The sequence below is a fragment of the Streptomyces sp. NPDC090106 genome, assembly GCF_044747265.1.
In the GTDB taxonomy this organism is placed as follows: Bacteria; Actinomycetota; Actinomycetes; order Streptomycetales; family Streptomycetaceae; genus Streptomyces.
Genome location: NZ_JBIVDS010000009.1, coordinates 258082 through 277687, shown reverse-complemented (window position 1 = coordinate 277687; position 19606 = coordinate 258082). Strand labels below are relative to the sequence as shown.

Here is a 19606-nt window from a genome sequence, read left to right as displayed (position 1 = left end):
GGCGGCCCCGCGCCGCCGTGTGACGGGTGCGGTTCAGGCGGGGCGGTTGGTGTCGGGGATCTCCAGATGGATGCCGCGGCCCTCGGCCAGGAACAGCAGGACGAACCTCCGGATGGCCTCCTCCACCGTCCAGGCCGCCGCGGGGACGAGCGGCAGCGGGATCAGGCCCTCGCGGAAGGCGACCAGCAGGGGCCAGGCGGCACTGATCAGGGGCTGCCAGAAGGGCTCCTTGTCCAGCCCGATGAGATCGCCGGCGCGGTCGCCGACCGTGTAGCGGGAGAAGGCGTTGATCAGCGGCCGGGTCAGCCCCGCGTCCAGCTCGGCGACGATGTCCAGGAGCACGTCGGTGAGTTCGACGCCCTCGGGGGTGGCGGCCAGGATCGGGTCGAGCACCTGCCGCGACTGGGCCTCGGCCTGTTCCCAGGAGGCGGGGATGTACTCGTCGCGGATGCCCATCAAGTGCGCGGTCACCTGCCACACGTGCAGGAAGCCGTCGGACTCCGCGGCCGAGATGGGCACCCTCCAGTCCTTTAGCTTGCGCATGACAAAAGTGGGCAGGCTGTGCCAGGTCACCATCAGATCGGCCTGGCTGATGGGGATGGTCTGGCCGTCGCCGGTACGGGACCAGCCGGGCGACTGCGGCAGCAGATGCCGTACGGCCGCGTGCACCAGCCGGGTCTTCACGGCGGTGACGACCATGGCGCCCTGGGGCTGATAGGCGTTCAGGTCGCCCACGTCGTAGCCGAGTTGGGCGGTCTTGGCGATGCGGTCCTTCATGTCCGCGCCGCCCTTGGAGTAGTAGACGGCGCGCGCCTCCCGGGGGATGGCCGTGCTCATCAGACCGCTGCCCAGCCCGTACAGGGCGCCCGTGTAGATGCCCTTCTTCGTCGTGAAGCGGGCCGCCGCCCGGAGTTTGTCCTGGTCGGCCCAGGAGGGCATCCGGCGTGCCTCCTCCATGAACTCCCGCAGATCCGCGGGGAGTCCGGCGGGCAGCGCCTGGTCGTTGCGGGTCCACTGCCGCAGCGCCTCGTTGACCTTGGATGTGTCGCCCCGGTCGATCACGGCGGCGAGGACCGGGTCGGCCTCGTCGTCCCACACCCATTCGGGGTCGAGGCCCGCCCCCTGTCCGGCGACCGATCCGGAGGCCGCCCAGGTCCACGGCGGACGGGCCTGGGCGGGGGTGGCGGCGCTCAGCGCGCCCAGTGCTCCGAGCGCCCCGCCCGCGAGCAGCATTCTGCGCCTGCTGAGTTCTTCCATGGATGAGCTCCTTGTCCTGGTTCTTTGTCGGCTCTGTGCGAGCGGCAGTGCGTGGGCGGCTCCGTGCGAACGGCAGTGCGTGAGCGGCACTGAGCGACCGGCTTTGTGTGAGCGGCACTGTGCGCGCGGCTTTGCGCGAGCGGCACTGTGCGCGCGGCTCTGCGGTATCGGCCCGGCGGGGCTCAGCCGGGCCGATTGGTCTCCGGGATGACGATGCTGGTGCCCTGGCCCTTGGTGAGGAAGAACATGATGTATTTGCGCGCGGCCTCGTCGATCGTCCAGGCGAGCGGCGGGACCAGGGGGAGCGGGATGAGCTTCTCGCGGAAGGCCACCAGCTTCGGCCAGGCGGTGGCGATGGCCTGCTCCCAGAAGGGTTCGCGGGGGATGCCGTCCCAGTCCGCCACGTCGTCGCCGACCAGGTAGCGCGCGAGGGCGTTGACGAGGGGGCGGTCGAGCCCGCCGGGACTCGTCTGCTCGGCGAGCTGGCCGAGCAGGATGTCCGTCAGCTCGACGCCCTCGGGGGTGGCGGCCAGGACGGGGTCCAGGATCTGCCGCGACTGGGCGTCGGCCGCGGCCCAGGTGGCCGGGATGTACTCGTCGCGGATGCCGAGCATGTGGGCGGTCACCTGCCACACATGGAGGTAGGCCTCGGAGTCGGCGGCGGTCAGCGGCACCTTCCAGTCGAGCAGCTTCCGCATGGCGTACGTGGGCAGGCTGTGCCAGGTGACGAGCATGTCGGCCTGGCTGATGGGAACGGCCTGGCCGCCGCTGGTGCGGGTCCAGTGGGGCGACTGGGGCAGCAGATGGCGTACGGCGGCGTGCACCAGCCGGGTCTTGACCGCCTCGACCATGATCCTGCCGTCGGGCCGGTAGGCGTTGAGGTCGCCCACGGCGAACCCCAGCAGGCTCGTCTTGGCGACACGGTCCTCCATGTCGGCGCCGCCCTTGGAGTGGTAGACGGCGCGTGCCTCGCGGGGGATGGCGGTGCTGAGCATGCCGCCGCCCACCCCGTTGAGCAGGTTGAGGTAGATGCCCCGGGACTCGTTGAACCTGGCCGCGGTCTCCAGCTTTGCCCGGTCGGCCCAGGCGGGGAGCTGTCGCGTCTCCTCCATGAACTGACGCAGGTCCGAGGGCAGTTGTGCCGGCACCGGCTGGTCGTTGCGGGTCCAGGTCCGCAGCAGCTCGTTGACCCGGGGCACGTCACCGCGGTCGATCACGGAGGCGACCAGCGGGTCGGCCTCGTCGTCCCACACCCACTCGGGGTCCAGGCCCGCGCCCGTGCCGGCGACCGAGGCGCTCGGTGCCCAGGTCCACAGGGTCCGCGCCCGGGCGGGTGAGGCGAGCCCAAGTGCCCCCAGTGTGCCCAGCGTTCCGCCCGTGAGCAGCATCTTGCGCCTACTGAGTCCGTCCATGGGTGCGAACTCCTCCTTGAGTTGCGGGTGTGGTGCGGACCTATGACTCGTCGGTCCGGTGGTCCGTCGGTCCTGTGGCGCGCCGCGGGACCGGGGAGCGGCAGGGCCGGGGGTCGGCTGGACCGACGGGTGGTGCGCGGGTCCTGTGACTCAACCGTCCCGTTTGATACGGTGAAACAGATTGAGCATCTCTGTATCTCCAGGGGAGCACAACCGAGGCATGAACGCCAGGGGCCGCACAGAATCAGGGAGACGCTCGTGACACTCGCCGCACCCTCCGGAACCCCGCCGGACCCTCCGTCCCTGCTCGACATCGCGTTCGCCGACGCCGTGGGAGGCGCCGACCGCGACGACGAGATGACCGCGCGTCTGCTCGACGCCGCCTTCGAGCAGTTCTGCCGCATGGGGATCACGCGGTGCAGCGTGGGTGACGTGGCACACCGGGCCGGCGTCTCGCGGATCACGGTGTACCGCCGCTTCGCCACCAAGGGCGAGCTGGTCCAGCAGGTGGTGCGGCGTGAGTTCCGGCGCTACTTCGACCAGTTCATCGCCGACATCCGCGACGCCCCGACGCTCACGGACCGGGTCGCCCTCGGCTTCGTCAGCTCCATGCGCGCCATTCGCGGCAACCGTCTCATCGGCGCGCTCATGGCCGCCGAGCCGGAGTCCGTCGTGCTGTCCATGACCGGCGACGGCGGGCGCACGCTCAGCATGGTGCGGCAGTTCCTCGCCGGACGGCTGCGCCAGGAACAGCGTGCCGGGCACGTCGCCGACAGCGTGGACGTCGCCGTCGTCGCCGAGATGATGGTCCGCGTCTCGGCGTCCCTGCTCGTCATCCCGAGCCATGTCATCGACCTGTCCGACGAGACCCAACTGGCCGCGCTCGCCCGCACCCATCTGGCGCCGATGCTGAATCCGCCGCCCCAGCACCACCCGTCGGACCGGACCAGCCTCAACGAGGCGCCCCCGCAGCCGCGTTGAGACACCTCACCCGGGCGAGCACCCCGCACGGCCCACCACCCCCGCAGTGAAGGAGCCGCACATGCCCACGAAGGAGCAGCCACCCCGGCTCGCACCCGAGCCGCTCACCCCCGCGTCGACCATCCCCGGCCTGCTGCGCCGCAACGCCCGCCACCACGCCGACCGCCCCGCCCTCACCCTCGGCCACGGAGCCGACGCGGTCACCCTCTCCTGGGCCCAGCTCCGCGCCGAGACCGCCGCCCTCACCCGCGGCCTCGGCGCACTCGGCCTGAAGCGGGGCGACCGCATGCTCGTCGGGATGTCCCGGCGCCCCGAGCACTGGGTCACCGACCTGGCCGCCGTCCACCTCGGTGTCCTGTCGTCGAGCACCTGCGACACCTGGACCCCCGGCGAACTGGAGGCCGTGGCCCGGCACAGCGCGGCGCCGGTTCTGGTCCTGGAGGACGAACGGGAGGTGCGGCGCTGGCTGCCGTTCCTGGACGGCCTGCCCGCCCTGCGCGCGGTGATCGTCCTCGACCCGGCCGCCGCCCTCGCGGACGATCCGCGCTTCGTCGGCTACGCGGCCGTACGCGACGCCGTACGGCCCGACGACACCGCGTTCGAGGCGCTCGCCGGGTCGGCCGCACCGGACGACCCCCTGGCCCTGCTGTACACGCCCCGCTCCACCGGTGCGCCCGGCGCCGTCGTGCTCACCCATCGCAACGTCGTCCACCAGGCCCTCGCGCACACCGAGCCCCTGACGGACCCGGACCACCGCAGGTCGGTGGCCCACCTGTCCCCGGCCCGGGCCGCCGGACGGGTCCTCGGCCTCTACGAGCCGGTCTGCGCCGCCGGCCACGTCACGCTCTGCCCCGACCCCGACCGGCTCCTCCCCTCTCTGCTCGCCGCGCGACCGCACACCTTCTTCGCGCCGCCTCCCGTCTGGGACCGACTCGCCGTCGCTCTGGAGACCCACCTGGAGTCGCTGCCGCGGGAGCACTCGGCGGCCGTCGCCCAGGCGGGGCGGACCATCCTGGAGGTCTTCCGGCTGCGCGCCGCCGGCAAGGAACTGCCCCCGGACGTCGCCGTCCCGCTCGCCCAGCTCGACGCGACGCTGCTGCGACCGGTGCGGGCGGCCGTCGGCGCCGACGACCTCCACCTGGCCCTCAACGCGGGCCCGCCCCTGTCGACCGCCACGAGGGAACGGCTGGCCGGCTTCGGGCTGCCCGTGCGCGAGGTGTGGCACCTGCCCGAGACCGCCGGTCCCGTCGTGGTGAGCGGGCCGGAGGGGTTCGGGGCGGGCACGGCCGGGACACCGCTGCCCGGGGTCGAGGTCGAGGAGTCGGCCGAGGGTGAACTCCTGGTCCGCGGGCCCGTGGTCTGCGCGGGACACCTGCGTCCCGACGGCGCCGTCGAACCCGCCGTCGACCCGCAGGGCCGACTGGCCTCCGGCTGGACCGGCACCGTCGACACCCGGGGAACGGTCACGGTCACCGGCCGCGCGCGGGACCTCCTCGTCGTCGACGGCACGAGGACCGTCGCACCCGCCCCGATCGAGGCGCTCCTGCGCGCCCATCCGCTCGTCGGACACGCCCTCGCGATCGGCGACCGGCGCGCGTACGTCACCGCCCTGCTCGTCCTCGACCCGGACACGGCCCCGCGCTGGGCGCGGGAGAACGGCCTCGACGCGGACGACCCCGCCGTCCTCGCCGGCCACCCGCGCGTCCTCGCCGCCCTGGACGAGGCGGTCGCGCGGGCCAACGCGGGCCTGCCCGAGTGGGGTCGGGTGCGCCGGTACCACGCCCTGCCCGGTCCCTGGACGGTGGAGACGGGCGAGCTGAAGGCCGGCGCGACCCCGGACCGGCGGGCCCTCGCGGAGCGGTACGCCGCTGTCGTCGACTCCCTGTACGCGTGAACGACTTGCTGTACGCGTGAACGACTTGCTGTACGCGTGAACGCCGACCCACCGGGACCCACGTCGAGGAGATGACCACATGGGCGTTCAGCGTGCGGCCCGGCGCCGCCGACTCGCGCCGGACGCCCGGCGTGCCGAGATCCTCGCCGCCGCACGACGGCTGTTCGGGGCCCGCAGCTACGGCGCGGTGTCGCTCGCCGACATCGCCGCCGAGGCCGGGGCGGCACGCGCGCTGATCAACCACTACTTCGGCAGCAAGCGGCAGCTCTACCTGACCGTGGTGCGCCAGGTGATGGTCGTCCCCGACTCCGTCTCCCAGCGCCTGCCCGCGACGGGTGCCCGGGAGCGCCTGTCGATCTGCGTGGACCGCTGGCTCGACGTGGTCGGGAACAACCGCGAGATGTGGCTGTCCGCGATCGACCTCCAAGCGGTCAGCCGTGACCCCGACATCGACCAGATCATGTTCGAGGCCGACGAGGCGGCCATCGACTGCGTCCTGGAGGCCGCGATGATGGGCGATGTCACCGAGGGCCGGACCCAACTGCGCGCGCTGGTACGGGCGCACAGCGGCATGCTCAAGGCCGCGTCCCGTGAGTGGCTGGTGCGCGGCACGCTGGAACGCGGCGATCTGCACGTGATGCTGACCAGTACGGCCCTGCATCTGGTCGAGGCGGTCTTCCCCGCACTCCACCCGGCCCACCGGACGAACGGGCCGGAGGAGCCCTGAACCCGGAGTCTCGACGCCACTTATCGATCGCTCAGTGAACTGCTCGGGTGATGAGGCCTTTTGGGGCCGCGTGTTGAACCTGATCAGGTCAAAAGCCAATAGAGCAGGCCCTGTTCAGAGTGTTGACGCCCTCAGCGCACCGCCCTACCTTCTTAGCGCTCGCTAAGTTCCTCTCCGTCTGTGACAGCTCCTTTGAGGAGAAGCCATGCGCAGGACCAGTTGGGTACTGACCGGATCGGCCGTGCTTCTGGTGGCGGCGTCCGCCGTCACGCGGTTCACCGTCTACCCCGCGCTGCACCAGGTGCCGGCCGACGCCGAGAGCACCTTCCGCTACGAAGGCACCGCCACCCTTCTCAACGCACAGGCGCTCCAGGCCGGTGACATGAGCAAGGCCTTCCTGACGGGTGTGCCCGTCACCCTCGACCGCCGGATCGAGGTGAAGGAGACGCACGGCCGGACCGCCCTTGTCTCCGACGACGCCGTGCTGCGCGGCCCGGGCGGTGCGAAGCTGAGCGCCTCCACGTATGTGTGGGCGCTGGACCGGCGCGACCTCACCGAGCGGCCCGCCCCCGCCGGCTCCGGGGCCGAGGCGCACGAGGGCCTCGTCATCTCCTGGCCTCTCGAACCCGAGAAGCGGGACTACCGGTTCTGGGACACCGGAACGAAGAAGACGTTCCCGGCCGAGTACGAGGGCACGCAGACCGTCGACGGGCGCGAGGCCTACGTGTACGGCATCTCCTCCGACGGAGCCCTCGCCGACACCGCCACCCTCAAGGCGCTGCCGCCCGTCCTGCCGCGCGCGGCGGTGCTCGGCCTCGTCGCCGCGCTCCCCGAGCAACAGCGCCCGGAACAGGGGGCGTTGGACGCTCTGCCGGAGTCGGTGCCGCTGACGTACACCACCGCCACCGAACGGCGGGGCTGGGTCGACGCGGAGACCGGGCTGTCCCTGAACGGCTCCCTGCACCAGAAGGTCGTCGCGCGGACGCAGGGCGCCGAGGGGGCCGTGCCGCTCTTCCCGGTGAGCGACGTCGACGTCCAGGGGGCCCAGGCCTCGGTCCACCGGCAGGCCGACGACGCCGAGACGACCGCGCGGCTGCTGTGGCTGCTCGGCACGGCGACCCCGATCGGCCTGCTGGTGCTCGCCCTGCTGCTCCTGGCCCTCGCCCTCTGGCTGGACCGCCGCAAGGCCCGCGCCGCCGCCACCGCCGAGCCGAGCGAGGAGGAAGTCGCCTCCGCGGCGCGGTGAGACCCGGCCCGCGCCGCCACCTGCGACGGATGCCCCGGGGGCCGTCGGCAAGTGTGATTGACTGCTCGACATGGCCCCGTTCCCGCTCCCGCCCGTTCGGTTGTGACCACCGAGCCGACCGCGGCCGTTCGGCCCCGCAACCGCAGGCAGCTCATCGTCGAGGCCGCGGGCCGGGTCTTCAGTGAACGCGGCTACCACTGGACCTCCATGGAGGAGATCGCCGCCCGCGTGGGCATCACCGCCGCGGCGCTGTACCGCCACTTCCCCAACAAGTACGCCCTGTTCGCCGAGTGCACCGAGATCATGGCCGACCGACTGGTCGCGGCCGTCGACGAGGTGCCGCCCGCGGCGCCCCTCGCGGACCTCCTGGCCGCCCTCGGCCGGGTCACCGTCGCCTACCGGGCGTCCGGCGGGGTGTACCGGTGGGAGGCCCGCTACCTCCACCGTGAGGACCGGCGCCATCTGCGGGCGAAGTTCGCGCACGTCGTCGGGCGGGTGGAGGAGGCGGTAGGGCGCGAGCACCCGCTGCCCCCGACGGGTCCGCCGGCCACGGGGCAGCCGCCCGCCGCGTCCCGACCGCTCTCCCTGGCGCACCTGCGGGCCGTGGCCGCTCTCGGGGCCATCGGGTCCATCACGATGCACCACACCTCGATCGCCGCGCGCCGGGCCGAGGAGCTGCTGTCGGCGTCCGCGGCGCGGGTGGCCGCGACCGACCCGGCCGCGGCTCCGCGGGGCGCCGCCCGCCCCGTGGAACCGCCCGCCCAGCCGGTGCCGCGCACCCGGCGTGCGCAGATCCTGGCCGCCGCCATCCCGCTGTTCGCCCGGGACGGCTTCGCGAGCGTCACCAACGGCCAGATCGCGGAGGCGGTCGGTCTCGCGCCCTCCGCGCTGTACCGGCACTACCCCGGCAAGGTCGACATCCTCGCCGCGGCCTGCCTCCAGGCGGCGGGAGTGGTCACGCAGGGCGTCGACCGCGGCCTGCGGGACATCGCCGACCCCTACGACGCCGTCGTCGCGCTGGCGGCGACGCACGTGGCGTACTGCTTCGAGCACACCGCGCTGAACAGCGTCGCCGAGGCCGAGGTGGCCGGCCTGCCGGACGACCTGAGACGGCCCGTCGTCCTCGCGCAGCGCGAGTACATCGCCGTATGGGAACAGCAACTCCGGCTGGTGCGGGCGGAGTTGGATCCACGGCAGGCCCGTGTGCTGGTGCACGCGGGGTTCGGGGTGGCCGTCGAGGCGGGGCGTGGACTGCGGTGGCGGGACACACAGGAGCACCGTGACGTCGTCACGGCGCTGGTCGTGGGCGCGCTGGGGCTGTGACACCGGCCTGACTGCCCGCCCCGCCCGACCGTGACCGGTGCGGGGCGGACAACCGGGGCCGGGGCCCGGGCTTCAGGCGGCGGGGCGGTTCCCGGTGGGGATCGTGATGAGGGTGGCGGTGGGCGAGGTGCCCTTGTTGAGGAACAGCATGGCCAGCGCGCGCACGAACTGGTCCACCACGTAGAACGATCCGGGCATCACCGGCGACAGCCCCTCGCGGAACAGGATGTAGGCGGGCCAGACGGTCCGCACGAGTGCCGCGGCGGCGTAGTCGCGCTTCAGCCCGAGCCAGTCGCCGACCTCGTTGCTGAGGACGTAGCGCACGAACTCGTTGAGGAACCCGCGCGTGACGCCGAGGTCGATCTGGGCGGTGAGACCCAGCAGGTCCTCGGCCAGTTCCAGGCCCTCGCTGGTGGACGCGAGGATCGGTGTGAGCACCTGTGCCGACTGGGCGTCCGCGGCGGCCCAGGTCTGCGGGATGTACTCGTCCGGGACACCCAGCAGATGCAGGGCGACCTGCCAGGAGTGCAGGAAGGCCTCCTGGTCCGCCGCCGGGAAGGGGACGTTCCAGTCGAGCAGCCGCCTGCGGACGAAGGTTCCGAGGCTGTGGAAGGTGACGAGGATGTCGGCGGCGCTGATCGGGATGGACTGGGTGCTGTTCGCCGTCCAGTGCGGCGACTGCGGCAGCAGATGGCGCACCGCGGCGTGCACCAGCCGCGTCTTGTTGGCGGTGACCACGAACTGGCCCGTGGGCTCGAAGGCCTTGAGCTGGGACAGGTCGTAGCCGAAGGTGAACGTCTTCGCCGCGCGGTCCTGCATGTTCGCGCCGCCCGCGGACCAGTAGACGCTGCGGGCCTCGCGCGGGATCACCGTGCTCATGATCCCGCTGCCGAGGCCGTAGAGCATGAACAGGTAGGTGTCCCGGCGCCGGTTGAAGTCCGCGGCGCGGGTCAGCTTGGCGGTGTCGGCCCAGGAGGGCAGCGCGTTGGCCTGCCGCAGATGGGCGGCGAGGTCGGTGGGCAGGCCGGTGGGGAGCGCGTCGCCGTTGTTCACCCAGTCCTTGATGGCGGTGTTCACCGCCGGGACCTGGCCGTTCTCGATCACCGCCGCCATCACGGGGTCCACGGCGCTGTCCCAGACGTACTCCGGATCGGTGCCCGCGCCCGCTCCCGCGACCGACGCCGACGCCGGCCAGGCCCAGGCCTTGGTTCCGCCCGCCACTCCCACGAGGCCGAGCGCCGCACCGAGCGTCAGAGCTCTGCGCCTGCTGAGATTCTCCATTGACTTACCTGCTTCCCTGAGGGGTGGATCGTCAAAGTGATGCGTTTTTACTGGTCAGTTGGGTGACGTTCGTGTTTCGCGCTCAGGTGAGAGATGTGATTCTGCGTTAACATAGCGGTGCGGCGCGGTGTCGGCAATGGTGGTCACGGGGCGAGCGGCGGGGATGTGCCGACAGGGGCGGCGCAGAGGTGGCGGCGGCTGTCCTGCATCCGGCGCGGCGGTCCGGGCCGAAGGATGTCGTATCCGTCCGTACTCGCATCTGAATCCGCGTCCGTGTCCGTTTTCGTATCGAGGAGGCCCAGGAATGGAGACTGTCGCCGCCCGGCTCATGGGGGAGACGGCTCGGGAAAGGGCCGACGGGACGCCGACCTGGCGCTCGCTGGGGCTGGAGACGATGGCGTCCCTGCTCGTCGTGTCCCTGAGCCGGGTCGGGGACCGCTTCTTCGAGAGCCAGTGCCAGTGGCCGCGTACGCACCCCTTGAACGAACGCGACACCACCGTGGCGCACCACCCGCTGATCGCCGTCGAGACCACACGGCAGATCGCCGCGGCCGTCGAGCGGTGGCATCTCCCCTCCGCCGGACGGCCGGCCTGCGAGGTGAGGTCGGTGAGTCTCGGGCTGCGCCCGAGCGCGACGCCGACCGAGAGCGGCAGCGCGACGGATCTGTCCGTCCGGGTGATCCTCGGCGACGTGGTCGTCCGGGACGGCGGTCCGGCCTCCTTCCGCGTCACGGCCGAGTACCTGCACGCCGGGCAGCCCTTCGCCACCTGCGCCATGCGGCTCGCGGAACCGCAGCCGCGGGAGAGCTCACCGACTGCGCCGCCGTCCCTGCCCGGACTCCTCCATCCGGCCGCGGCGGCCGTGGGTGCGGCCTGTGACGCGGACGTGCTGCTCGCCCGCGGGCCCCAGGGCCGTCTGGTGATCGCCCCGCGCGATCCCGCCCACCCCGTGCTCCTGCCCGGGGCGCCGGGCCACCTGACCACGTCGGCCGTCCTGGAGGCCGGACGGCAGGCCGTACTGCTGTCCTCCGGCATGGCGGCCCGCGCCGTGGTGGGACTTCACGCCGATGTCGCGTCGCCGGTCCCGGCCAGGGGCGCAGCCGTCGAGGTGGCCGGGGAACGGGGCAGGGCCCGCTTCGCCGTGACCGTCGCCGGCCGGGTGCTGGCCACGGGTGCCGTGAGCCTGCTGCGGCCCTGATCCCGCCGCGGACACGAGGGGTGAAATGTCCGAATCGGTGCAACCGTCCGAAGGTCTTCCGCCGAATGCAGTGCAGAGCGGCCGATGTGCGAGGCCGCCGTGTCGAACCTCGTGACGCGTTCGCGCATCGGGAAAGGAATCGCCATGAAACTGAGCGACGAGCTCCCCGTGGACCACAGACTCGCCGCGGTCTACCGGTACGGCGCCGCCTTCTGCGGGCTGACCCTCCTCGTCTTCGGCGCCCTCGGATTCGCCGACGAACTGAGCCCCTTCAGCACCGACGGGGACAGCATCGCGGGCATGTCGACGAACGGCGTGCTCAGCCTCGTCTCCGTGATCGTGGGAGTGGCCCTCGTCTGCGGAGCCGTCGTCGGCGGGAACTTCGCCTCGACGCTCAACATGGTCGTGGGAACCCTGTTCCTGCTGAGTGGATTCGTTCACGTCTTCATCCTCGACAAGCCGTCGAACGTCCTCGGCTTCGGCATGACCAACGTCGTCTTCAGCTTCGTCATGGGGCTCGTCATCCTCACGTTCGGGATGTACGGACGGGTGTCGAGCAAGCTGCCCCACGACAACCCGTACTGGCGCCGCCGGCACGCCCGTGAGGCGGCCCGGGAGTCCCTCGCGGCACGCCGCCGGGAACGGGGCGACAAGCTGCCCCTGCCGGTCGGCGGCCCGGTGTCCCGACAAGGGCTCGCCGGGACCGACGTACCGCGCACGGGGTGACCCGGGGCGGTGGCCCCGGAAAGGCAGGTGCGGCATGGACATGTGCGGCGCACGCGTGCTGGTCCCCGGTGCCACCGGGGAGATAGGCGCGGCTCTCGTGGCCCGCCTGCACTCCCTCGGGGCGCGCCCGGCCCTCGCCGGCCGCGACCCGGACGCGCTCGCGGCCGTCCAGGCGGCCTGCGCGGACGCTCCCGCCCGGACGTTCGACGCCTGGGACCTGGACGCCTGCGCGCAGACCGTCACCTGGGCGGCCGGTGAACTCGGCGGCCTCGACGGCGTCGTCGTGTGCGTCGGCATCGGCGCGTTCGGCCCGGCCGAGGAGATGACCGACGCCGTCGCCGAGTACCTCGTCGGCGTCAACGCCCTCGCGCCGATGGCGTTCCTGCGGGCCGCCGCGCCCCGGGTCGCGGACGGCGGGGTCCTCGCCGCCGTCACCGGAGTCGTCGCCGAGGCGGCCCCGGCCCGGATGGCGGACTACGCCGCCGCCAAGGCGGCCCTGGCCACCTGGCTCACGGCGGTCCGCCGGGAACAGCGGCGCCGGGGCGTGAGCGTCCTGGAGATCAACCTCCCCCACATGGACACACGCTTCGCCGAGCGCGCCGTCCAGGGCGAGGCGCCACGGCTGCCGCCGGGGCTGCCCGTCGAGCAGGCCGTGGACGCCGTCGTGAGAGCCCTGGCCGAGAACGCCCGCTTCGTCCGTCCCGGCGCGAACGCCCCGCTGGAAGTGGTCCGGTAGGCGACGGGGCCGAGCCTTCGGGCGGACGGCTCAGAGGAACCGGCGCAGCGGCAGGACCAGGGTCTCCTTGACCCGCTGCGGGACCGCCCGGCGCTTCCAGCGCCGTGCGTCGATCTCCGTGCTGCGCTCCAGGTCCGCGTCGTAGTCGCGGTCGAGTTCGGCGGTGAACACCTCGTCGAGGACGGCGAGCATGACCTCTTCGTCGTGGTCCATGGAGCGGCGGTTGAAGTTGGTGGAGCCGATGAGGGAGGCGACCGAGTCCACGGTGATGATCTTGGCGTGCATCATCGTCGGCCGGTACTGCCGGATGCGCACCCCCGCCTCCAGCAACTGGGCGTAGTGGTGCTGGCCCGCGAGCTGGCAGGCGCGCTGGTCCGTGTGCGGGCCGGGCAGCAGGATCTCGACCCGCACCCCGCGCCGGGCGGTCGCGCACAGCAGGTCCACGAAGTACGTGTCGGGCGCGAAGTACGCGGTGGCCAGCCGGAACCGCTCCTCGGCGGAGGCGAGCATCACGCGGATGAGGGTCTGCATGTCCTGCCAGCCGATGCTCGCGGACCCGCGCACGACCTGCACCACGGACGAACCGTTCTGCTCGTGCTCGGTGAACTGGTCGCGGTCGTCGAAGAGCTCGTCATGGCACTCCGCCCAGTTCTGCGCGAACGCCGCCGCGATGCCGTCCACGGCCGGACCCCGGACCCGGACGTGCGTGTCGCGCCACTCGCCGGCGTCGCGGGCGTCACCGCACCACTCCTCCGCGATGCCGACGCCACCGGTGAACGCGGTCCGCTCGTCGACCACGAGGGCCTTGCGGTGGCAGCGGTGGTTCTGCTTGAACGGCGACAGCCACAGGGGCTTGCGGAACCAGGCCACCTGCACACCCGCGGACGTCATGAGCTCCAGCAGCCTCCCCTCGATCTCCTTGGCGCCGAAACCGTCCAGCAGCAGCCGTACCCGCACCCCCGCCCGGGCCCGGTCGGCCAGCGCGGCGGCGAAGTCCTGCGCGATGCGGCCCCGCCAGTACACGAACGTCATCATGTCGACGGTGTGCCGGGCCGAGCGGATCGCCTCCAGCATCGCGGGGAAGATCGCGTCCCCGTTGCGCAGCGGCACCAGCTCGTTGCCCTCGGTCGCGGCCACGCCGATCAGCCGCTCCAGGCGGCGGCGCAGACGCTGCTTGCGCGCCGCCACGTCCGGTACCGCCCCGGACGTCGCGTCCGGCGCGGTGTCGTGAGCGGCGGTCGCGGTCGCGTCGTCGACTGTCACGGTGAATCCCCCCTGGCCCGGAGGACGGGAACGGCACGGGCTGCCGAGCGGGCCAGACTTGCGGATGCCCAGCCGACACGGACTTACGCCGGTCCTTCGTGGGACGACACGCGGCACGCACGCGCGGCACGCTCGGCCAGGCAGGGGCCAGTCAGAGGCCAGTCAGGGGCCAGTCAGGGGCGAGCCAGGGGCGAGTCAGGGGCCCGCCCGGGCCGCGGAACCGGGCGAATAGAATCCGTCGCATGATCCGATCGCCCCGTGACGCCCCCGCGCTCGGGATGTGGCGGCGCGAACCGGACACGGTCGTACGGCGGGCCGTCGAGCTCCCGCGCTCCGACGAGGCCCCCTTCACCGTCATCGCCGGCTACCAGGTGGTGCCGGTGCCGACCGAGTGGACTCCGCACGCCCACTCCCTGCACGAACTCGTCTGGGTGCGCGACGGGACCCTGACCTCCCGGGTGGGCGACCGCGTCTTCACCGTCGTCGAGGGACACGGCCTGTGGATGCCCGCCGGGGTCGAGCACGGCGGCCGGGCGACGGCGGGCGCGGAGTTCCACGGCGCCTTCTTCGCCCCGGAGCGCACCCCCGTGGCGTTCAACGCGCCGCAGGCGATCACCATGACGCCGCTCCTGGAGTCCCTGCTGGGGCATCTGTCGCGCACGGATCTCGGCGAGGCCGCCAGAGCGCGGGCGGAGGCCGTCGTGTTCGACGTGATCGAACCGTCGCAGCGTCAGCTGACCTTGCAGCTGCCCGGCGATCCCCGGATCGACGCCATCGCCGAGGCCCTGCTGGACGATCCCGCCGACGACCGCTCGCTGGAGGAGTGGGCCCGGCACATGGGGACCAGCGACCGCACCATCACACGCGCCTTCCGGCAGGCGACCGGTCTGGCCTTCGCGCAGTGGCGGCAGCTGCTGCGGGTGCACCGGGCGCTGATGCTGCTGTCCGAGGGCTTCGACGTGATGACGGTCTCCGAGGTGCTCGGCTACGCGCAGCCCAGCTCCTTCATCGCCGCGTTCCGGCGGGTCATGGGCACCACGCCCGGCGCGTTCTTCGCGGCCCGGGGGAGCGCGCAGGGTGTCCGGAATCCCGTATCGGGTGACCGGAACTCCTGATTGTCGACAGGGCGACCGGAATATAGCCTTCACGGAGTTAGGTAACCCTTAGTTGGTGCTCGCCGTGAACGGTGCTGTCCGTGCGCGGTACCGCGTGCTGCCCGGCCGGAGAAGTCCGGGCAGAGGGTGCCGTCGTCCTCGACCCCCCGAAGTGTGCGGACCCAACGATGTTCACCCACCCCAGCCCTTCAACGCCCGACGGCGGATCCCCGGCCGGACCGGACGTTCCGGCCGCAGCACAGGCTCCGGTCGGCGCGCTGAACGGGCGTGCGCTGGAGCTCAGTTACGGCGGCAGGCCCGTCGTCCACGGTGTCTCCCTCACCCTTGAGGCCGGACGCGCGACCGCCCTGGTCGGGCCGAACGGCAGCGGCAAGTCCACCCTCCTGCGCGCGCTGTCCCGGCTGCACCGCGCGGACGCCGGCCGGCTGACACTCGGCGGTGACGGATCGGAGGAACGGGACGCGGCCCTGCTCAGCCCGCGCCGGTTCGCCCGCGAGGTCACCCTTTTCTCCCAGTCCAGGCCCGCGCCGCAGGGGCTCACCGTCGCCGAGGTCGTGGCCTTCGGCCGCCACCCCTACCGGCGCGGATTCGCCGGACCCACCGCAGAGGACCGGGCCGCCGTCGAGCACGCCATGACCGCCACCGGGGTGCACGACATGGCCGGCCGGCCCGTCGGGGAACTCTCCGGCGGGGAGATGCAACGCGTCTGGCTCGCGGCCTGCCTGGCCCAGGACACCGGCGTCGTCCTGCTCGACGAACCCACCAACCACCTGGACCTGCGCTACCAGATCGAGACCCTCGACCTCGTGCGCGACCTCGTCCAGGACCACGGCATCGCCGTCGGGATCGTCCTCCACGACCTCGATCACGCGGCCCGTGCGGCGGACACGCTGGTCCTCATGCACGCCGGGCGGGTGCACGCCGTAGGCACCCCCGCCGAGGTCCTCACCGCCGACCACATCAGCGCGGTCTACGACATCCGCGTCGAGGTCCACACCGACCCCCGGACGGGCCGGCTGCGCATCGACCCCCTGGGCCGCCACCCCTCCTGACCCGGCGACCTTCCTGACCGTCGCCCCCTCCTGACCTGCCGGGCCCCGCAGAGGGCCCCGCCGTTCCCACCCCGCACTCCCCCTCCCTCCCTTCTGAGAATCGAGGACCCTCCATGAACCGTGCCCGTCGTCTGGCGGCCGCAGCCTCCACCGGACTCACTCTGCTCGCCGCAACGGCCTGCGGCACGACCGACGTCGACAAGGCGACAGGTGCGAGCAGCGCCAGTGCGTCGCCCGCCTCGAAGAGCTGCGCCGACGACAAGACCACCACCTCCACCGGCCCGGTCTCCCTCACCGACGGCGTCGGCCGCAAGGTGACCCTCGACAAGCCCGCGCAGCGGATCGCCGTCCTGGAGTGGCAGCAGGTCGAGGACGCGCTGACCCTGTGCGTGACCCCGACCGCGGTCTCCGACGCGAAGGGCTACAGCACCTGGGTGAGCGCCGAGAAGCTGCCCGACGGGGTGAAGGACATCGGCACCCGCGAGGAGCCCGACCTCGACACCCTCTACGCGGCGAACCCCGACCTCATCGTGGTGGAGGCGTTCGACGCCGACGACGAGATGATCGCGAAGCTGGAGAAGCGGGGCGTGCCGGTGATGGCCACGCGCGGCGCGGACCCGGCCGACCCCATCGGCAACATGCGCGAGGTCTTCAGCATGATCGGCGAGGCGACGGGCCGCACCGAGCGCGCCGACCAGGTCCTCGAGGAGTTCGACCAGCACCTCGCCGACGCCAAGCAGCAGGTCACCGACGCCGACCTGCCCACCAAGGACTTCGTGTTCTTCGACGGCTGGCTGGACAGCGGCAACCTCACCATCCGCCCGTACAGCGACGGCGCCCTGTTCACCGAGATCGGCAAGGAACTGGGCATGACGCCCGCGTGGACCAAGGACGTCAACAGCAAGCACGGTGACGGCGGCGTCGACCCGTCCTACGGTCTCGCGCAGACCGACGTCGAGGGCCTGACCGCCGTCGGCGAGGCGAACCTCTTCTACGCGAACGACGAAGGCGCCGGCGGCTATGTGGCGGCGCTCCAGAAGAACCCGATCTGGAAGTCCCTCCCGGCGGTCGAGGACGGCCGCGCGCACGCCTTCCCGGCCCGGGTCTGGGGCGCCGGCGGTCCGCGCTCCTGCGAGCAGGCGATCGACGCCTACGTCGACGTCCTCGACAAGAAGTGAGCACGGTACGCCTCGCACCGCCCCGCGAAGGGTCGCCGCCCGCCTCCGAGCGCGGCGGCGGCCCGGCCGGGGCGGCCGTCCTGACGGCGCTCGCCGCCGCGACCGTCCTGGTGGGCCTGTGGCATCTGACGCAGGGCACATCGGGCGTCGGCTTCGCCGACCTGGTGCGCTATGCCGCCGGACACCGTGACAGCACACAAGGGGTCCTGGTCGGGGAGATCTTCACCGGCTCCCGGCTGCCGCGCCTGCTCGCGGGCGTCGCGGTGGGCCTCGCGCTGGGCTGCGCGGGCACTCTGCTCCAGTCCGTCACCCACAACACGCTCGCCTCCCCGGACACGGTCGCCGTCACCGCGGGGGCCTACTTCAGCGTCACCTGCGTCGCCGCCTTCGGTCTCTCCGTGCCGCTGTGGGCGTCGGGCGCCGTCGCGTTCACCGGCGGCCTCCTCGCGGCGGGCGCGGTGCTGGCGCTCGCGGGCCGGGCCGCGGGCACGGCGGGCACCCGCCTGATCCTCGCCGGCTCGGCGGTGGCGATGGCCCTGGACGCCGCGACCGGGATGCTGCTCATCCTGTTCTCCAAGAACACCACGGGCCTGTTCGCCTGGGGGAGCGGCTCCCTCGCGCAGCTGAACATCGACGCGTCGATGCGTGCCCTCCCGCTCGTCGCCGTGGTGCTGTGCGCCGCGCTGGCGCTGTCCAGGCGGCTGGACGTGATGCGTCTCGGCGACGACACCGCCGCCACCCTCGGCGTACCGGTCCGCGGCACCCGCGTGGGCGCGGTGGTCTGCGCGGTGCTCCTGACCGCCACCGCGGTCACGCTCGCGGGCCCCATCGCCTTCGTCGGCCTCGGCGCACCGGTGCTGGCCCGGCTGATCGGGACCAAGGTCAAGGCGCTGCGCGGGCACGCCTTCCTGCTGCCCGCCGCGGGGCTGCTCGGCGCGCTGCTCATCCTGCTCGCCGACGCGGTGCTGCGCGCGATCCAGGGCGCGGACGGCGCCGCCTCCATCCCCACCGGCGTACCGACCGCACTGCTCGGCTCGGTCCTGATCGTCGTGCTCGCGCTGCGCCTGCGCGACACGGGCGGGGTGCGGCAACCGCCCCCGGCCCGGGTCGCCGTACGGTCGCGGCGCGCCTTCCTCGTCGTCGTGTCGGGCGTGGTGGCGCTGCTCGCGGTGGCCGCCGTCGTGTCCGTGCTGGCCGGAAGCCTGTGGCTGAGGACCGGGGACATCGTGCTGTGGCTCCAGGGGAGCGCCCCGAACCTGATCGGCCAGGCGCTCGACGACCGGGTGCCGCGGGTGAGCGCCGCGATCGTCGCCGGGGCCGCGCTCGGACTGGCCGGGTGCGTCGTGCAGGGTTCGGTGCGCAACCCGCTGGCGGAGCCGGGTGTCCTCGGCATCACCGCGGGCGCCGGGCTCGGCGCGGCGGCCGTCGTCACCTCGGGCGTGTCCGGCGGCAGGCCCGTGCTCATCGCGGTGGCCATCGCGGCGGGCCTGCTCACCTTCGCCGTGATCGCCCTGCTGTCGTGGCGCGGCGGCTTCCTGCCCGACCGGTTCGTCCTGATCGGCATCGGCATGGGCTACGGCCTCAGCTCCGTCACCACCTTCCTCCTGCTGCGCGCCGACCCCTACGACACCCCGCGGATCTTCACCTGGCTGTCCGGCACGACCTACGGGCGGACCTTCGCCGACGTCCTGCCGGTCGCCGTCGCACTGGCGATCGCCCTCCCGGTGCTGCTGGGCATGCGCGACCGGCTCGACCTGCTCGCCGTCGACGAGGACACCCCGCGCGTCGTCGGCGTCCGGGTGCAGCGCACCCGGTTCGCCGCACTGACGATCGCCGCGGTGCTCGCCGCGCTCAGCGTGATCGCCGTGGGCGTCGTCGGCTTCGTGGGACTCGTCGCCCCGCACCTCGCCCGCTCGCTGGTGGGCGCCCGGCACAGCCGCGCGATCCCGGTCGCGATGCTGCTGGGCGGACTGCTGGTGTGCGTGGCGGACGCGCTGGGCCGCACGGTCATCGCCCCCTCGCAACTGCCGGCGGGCCTGATGATCGCGCTGGTCGGGGCCCCGTACTTCGTGTGGGTCCTGAGACAGTCCCGCGTATGACGTCTCACTTCGTGTGGCTGTCCAGGCAGTCGCGCGCATGACGCATCGAAGGCATCGAAGGCATCGAAGGCCTCGAAAGCCCCGGCAGCCACCGCCCCCACCCTTCCTTCCCTCTCGT

16 protein-coding genes are annotated in these 19606 nt (G+C 72.7%); 12 read left to right on the top strand and 4 right to left on the bottom strand.

Annotated features, from left to right (window positions below; genetic code table 11):
* Nucleotides 1-33: 33 nt before the first annotated feature.
* Complete coding sequence (locus tag ACIPSE_RS28560; protein ID WP_401667741.1) at nucleotides 34-1257, bottom strand: oxygenase MpaB family protein; 1224 nt, start codon at nucleotides 1255-1257, stop codon at nucleotides 34-36.
* A 182-nt stretch (nucleotides 1258-1439) separates the two neighbouring features.
* A complete protein-coding gene (locus ACIPSE_RS28555) occupies nucleotides 1440-2669 on the bottom strand; it encodes an oxygenase MpaB family protein (protein ID WP_401667738.1) in 1230 nt (409 codons plus the stop codon).
* Nucleotides 2670-2927: 258 nt separating this feature from the next.
* On the opposite strand from ACIPSE_RS28555, the gene ACIPSE_RS28550 reads away from it, so the two are divergent.
* The 5 genes from ACIPSE_RS28550 to ACIPSE_RS28530 all read left to right on the top strand — a co-directional run bounded on the left by ACIPSE_RS28550 (nucleotide 2928) and on the right by ACIPSE_RS28530 (nucleotide 8840).
* Entirely contained in the window at nucleotides 2928-3650 is a 723-nt protein-coding gene (locus tag ACIPSE_RS28550) for a TetR/AcrR family transcriptional regulator (protein ID WP_401667736.1), read from the top strand.
* Between the two features lie 61 nt (nucleotides 3651-3711).
* Nucleotides 3712-5544, top strand: a complete 1833-nt coding sequence (locus ACIPSE_RS28545) for an AMP-dependent synthetase/ligase (RefSeq protein WP_401667733.1) — start codon at nucleotides 3712-3714, stop codon at nucleotides 5542-5544.
* A 79-nt stretch (nucleotides 5545-5623) separates the two neighbouring features.
* Nucleotides 5624-6271 carry a TetR/AcrR family transcriptional regulator gene (locus ACIPSE_RS28540; protein ID WP_401667730.1) on the top strand — a complete coding sequence of 216 codons (648 nt, stop codon included), beginning with the start codon at nucleotides 5624-5626 and terminating at the stop codon, nucleotides 6269-6271.
* Nucleotides 6272-6476: 205 nt separating this feature from the next.
* Nucleotides 6477-7517: a porin PorA family protein gene (locus ACIPSE_RS28535; protein ID WP_401667728.1), complete on the top strand. Its 1041-nt coding sequence runs from the start codon at nucleotides 6477-6479 to the stop codon at nucleotides 7515-7517.
* A gap of 102 nt (nucleotides 7518-7619) precedes the next feature.
* Nucleotides 7620-8840, top strand: coding sequence for a TetR family transcriptional regulator (locus tag ACIPSE_RS28530; RefSeq protein ID WP_401667725.1), 1221 nt, complete (start codon nucleotides 7620-7622; stop codon nucleotides 8838-8840).
* 72 nt (nucleotides 8841-8912) lie between these two features.
* On the opposite strand, the gene ACIPSE_RS28525 is transcribed toward ACIPSE_RS28530, so the two are convergent.
* Nucleotides 8913-10121 (bottom strand): oxygenase MpaB family protein, encoded by a 1209-nt coding sequence (locus ACIPSE_RS28525; protein ID WP_401667722.1) that lies wholly within the window; start codon nucleotides 10119-10121, stop codon nucleotides 8913-8915.
* 304 nt (nucleotides 10122-10425) lie between these two features.
* On the opposite strand from ACIPSE_RS28525, the gene ACIPSE_RS28520 reads away from it, so the two are divergent.
* The 3 genes from ACIPSE_RS28520 (at nucleotide 10426) to ACIPSE_RS28510 (ending at nucleotide 12781) form a co-directional block, all read left to right on the top strand.
* Entirely contained in the window at nucleotides 10426-11319 is an 894-nt protein-coding gene (locus ACIPSE_RS28520; RefSeq protein ID WP_401667720.1) for a hypothetical protein, read from the top strand.
* A gap of 144 nt (nucleotides 11320-11463) precedes the next feature.
* Nucleotides 11464-12045, top strand: coding sequence for a DUF4383 domain-containing protein (locus tag ACIPSE_RS28515; RefSeq protein ID WP_401667718.1), 582 nt, complete (start codon nucleotides 11464-11466; stop codon nucleotides 12043-12045).
* Nucleotides 12046-12085: 40 nt separating this feature from the next.
* Nucleotides 12086-12781 carry an SDR family NAD(P)-dependent oxidoreductase gene (locus ACIPSE_RS28510; protein WP_401667715.1) on the top strand — a complete coding sequence of 232 codons (696 nt, stop codon included), beginning with the start codon at nucleotides 12086-12088 and terminating at the stop codon, nucleotides 12779-12781.
* Nucleotides 12782-12811: 30 nt separating this feature from the next.
* Here the strand turns inward: ACIPSE_RS28510 and ACIPSE_RS28505 are convergent, their stop codons facing one another.
* Nucleotides 12812-14044: a phosphatidylserine/phosphatidylglycerophosphate/cardiolipin synthase family protein gene (locus ACIPSE_RS28505; RefSeq protein ID WP_401667713.1), complete on the bottom strand. Its 1233-nt coding sequence runs from the start codon at nucleotides 14042-14044 to the stop codon at nucleotides 12812-12814.
* A gap of 242 nt (nucleotides 14045-14286) precedes the next feature.
* Between ACIPSE_RS28505 and ACIPSE_RS28500 the strand changes: the two genes are divergently transcribed.
* The 4 genes from ACIPSE_RS28500 to ACIPSE_RS28485 all read left to right on the top strand — a co-directional run bounded on the left by ACIPSE_RS28500 (nucleotide 14287) and on the right by ACIPSE_RS28485 (nucleotide 19488).
* On the top strand, nucleotides 14287-15159 hold the full coding sequence (locus tag ACIPSE_RS28500) for a helix-turn-helix domain-containing protein (protein ID WP_401667710.1): 873 nt from the start codon (nucleotides 14287-14289) through the stop codon (nucleotides 15157-15159).
* Between the two features lie 167 nt (nucleotides 15160-15326).
* Nucleotides 15327-16211 carry an ABC transporter ATP-binding protein gene (locus ACIPSE_RS28495; RefSeq protein WP_401667708.1) on the top strand — a complete coding sequence of 295 codons (885 nt, stop codon included), beginning with the start codon at nucleotides 15327-15329 and terminating at the stop codon, nucleotides 16209-16211.
* Between the two features lie 113 nt (nucleotides 16212-16324).
* Nucleotides 16325-17389 carry an iron-siderophore ABC transporter substrate-binding protein gene (locus tag ACIPSE_RS28490; RefSeq protein WP_401667706.1) on the top strand — a complete coding sequence of 355 codons (1065 nt, stop codon included), beginning with the start codon at nucleotides 16325-16327 and terminating at the stop codon, nucleotides 17387-17389.
* Nucleotides 17386-19488 (top strand): iron ABC transporter permease, encoded by a 2103-nt coding sequence (locus ACIPSE_RS28485; protein ID WP_401667703.1) that lies wholly within the window; start codon nucleotides 17386-17388, stop codon nucleotides 19486-19488. Before ACIPSE_RS28490 ends, ACIPSE_RS28485 begins: the two co-directional genes overlap by 4 nt.
* Nucleotides 19489-19606 lie beyond the last annotated feature (118 nt).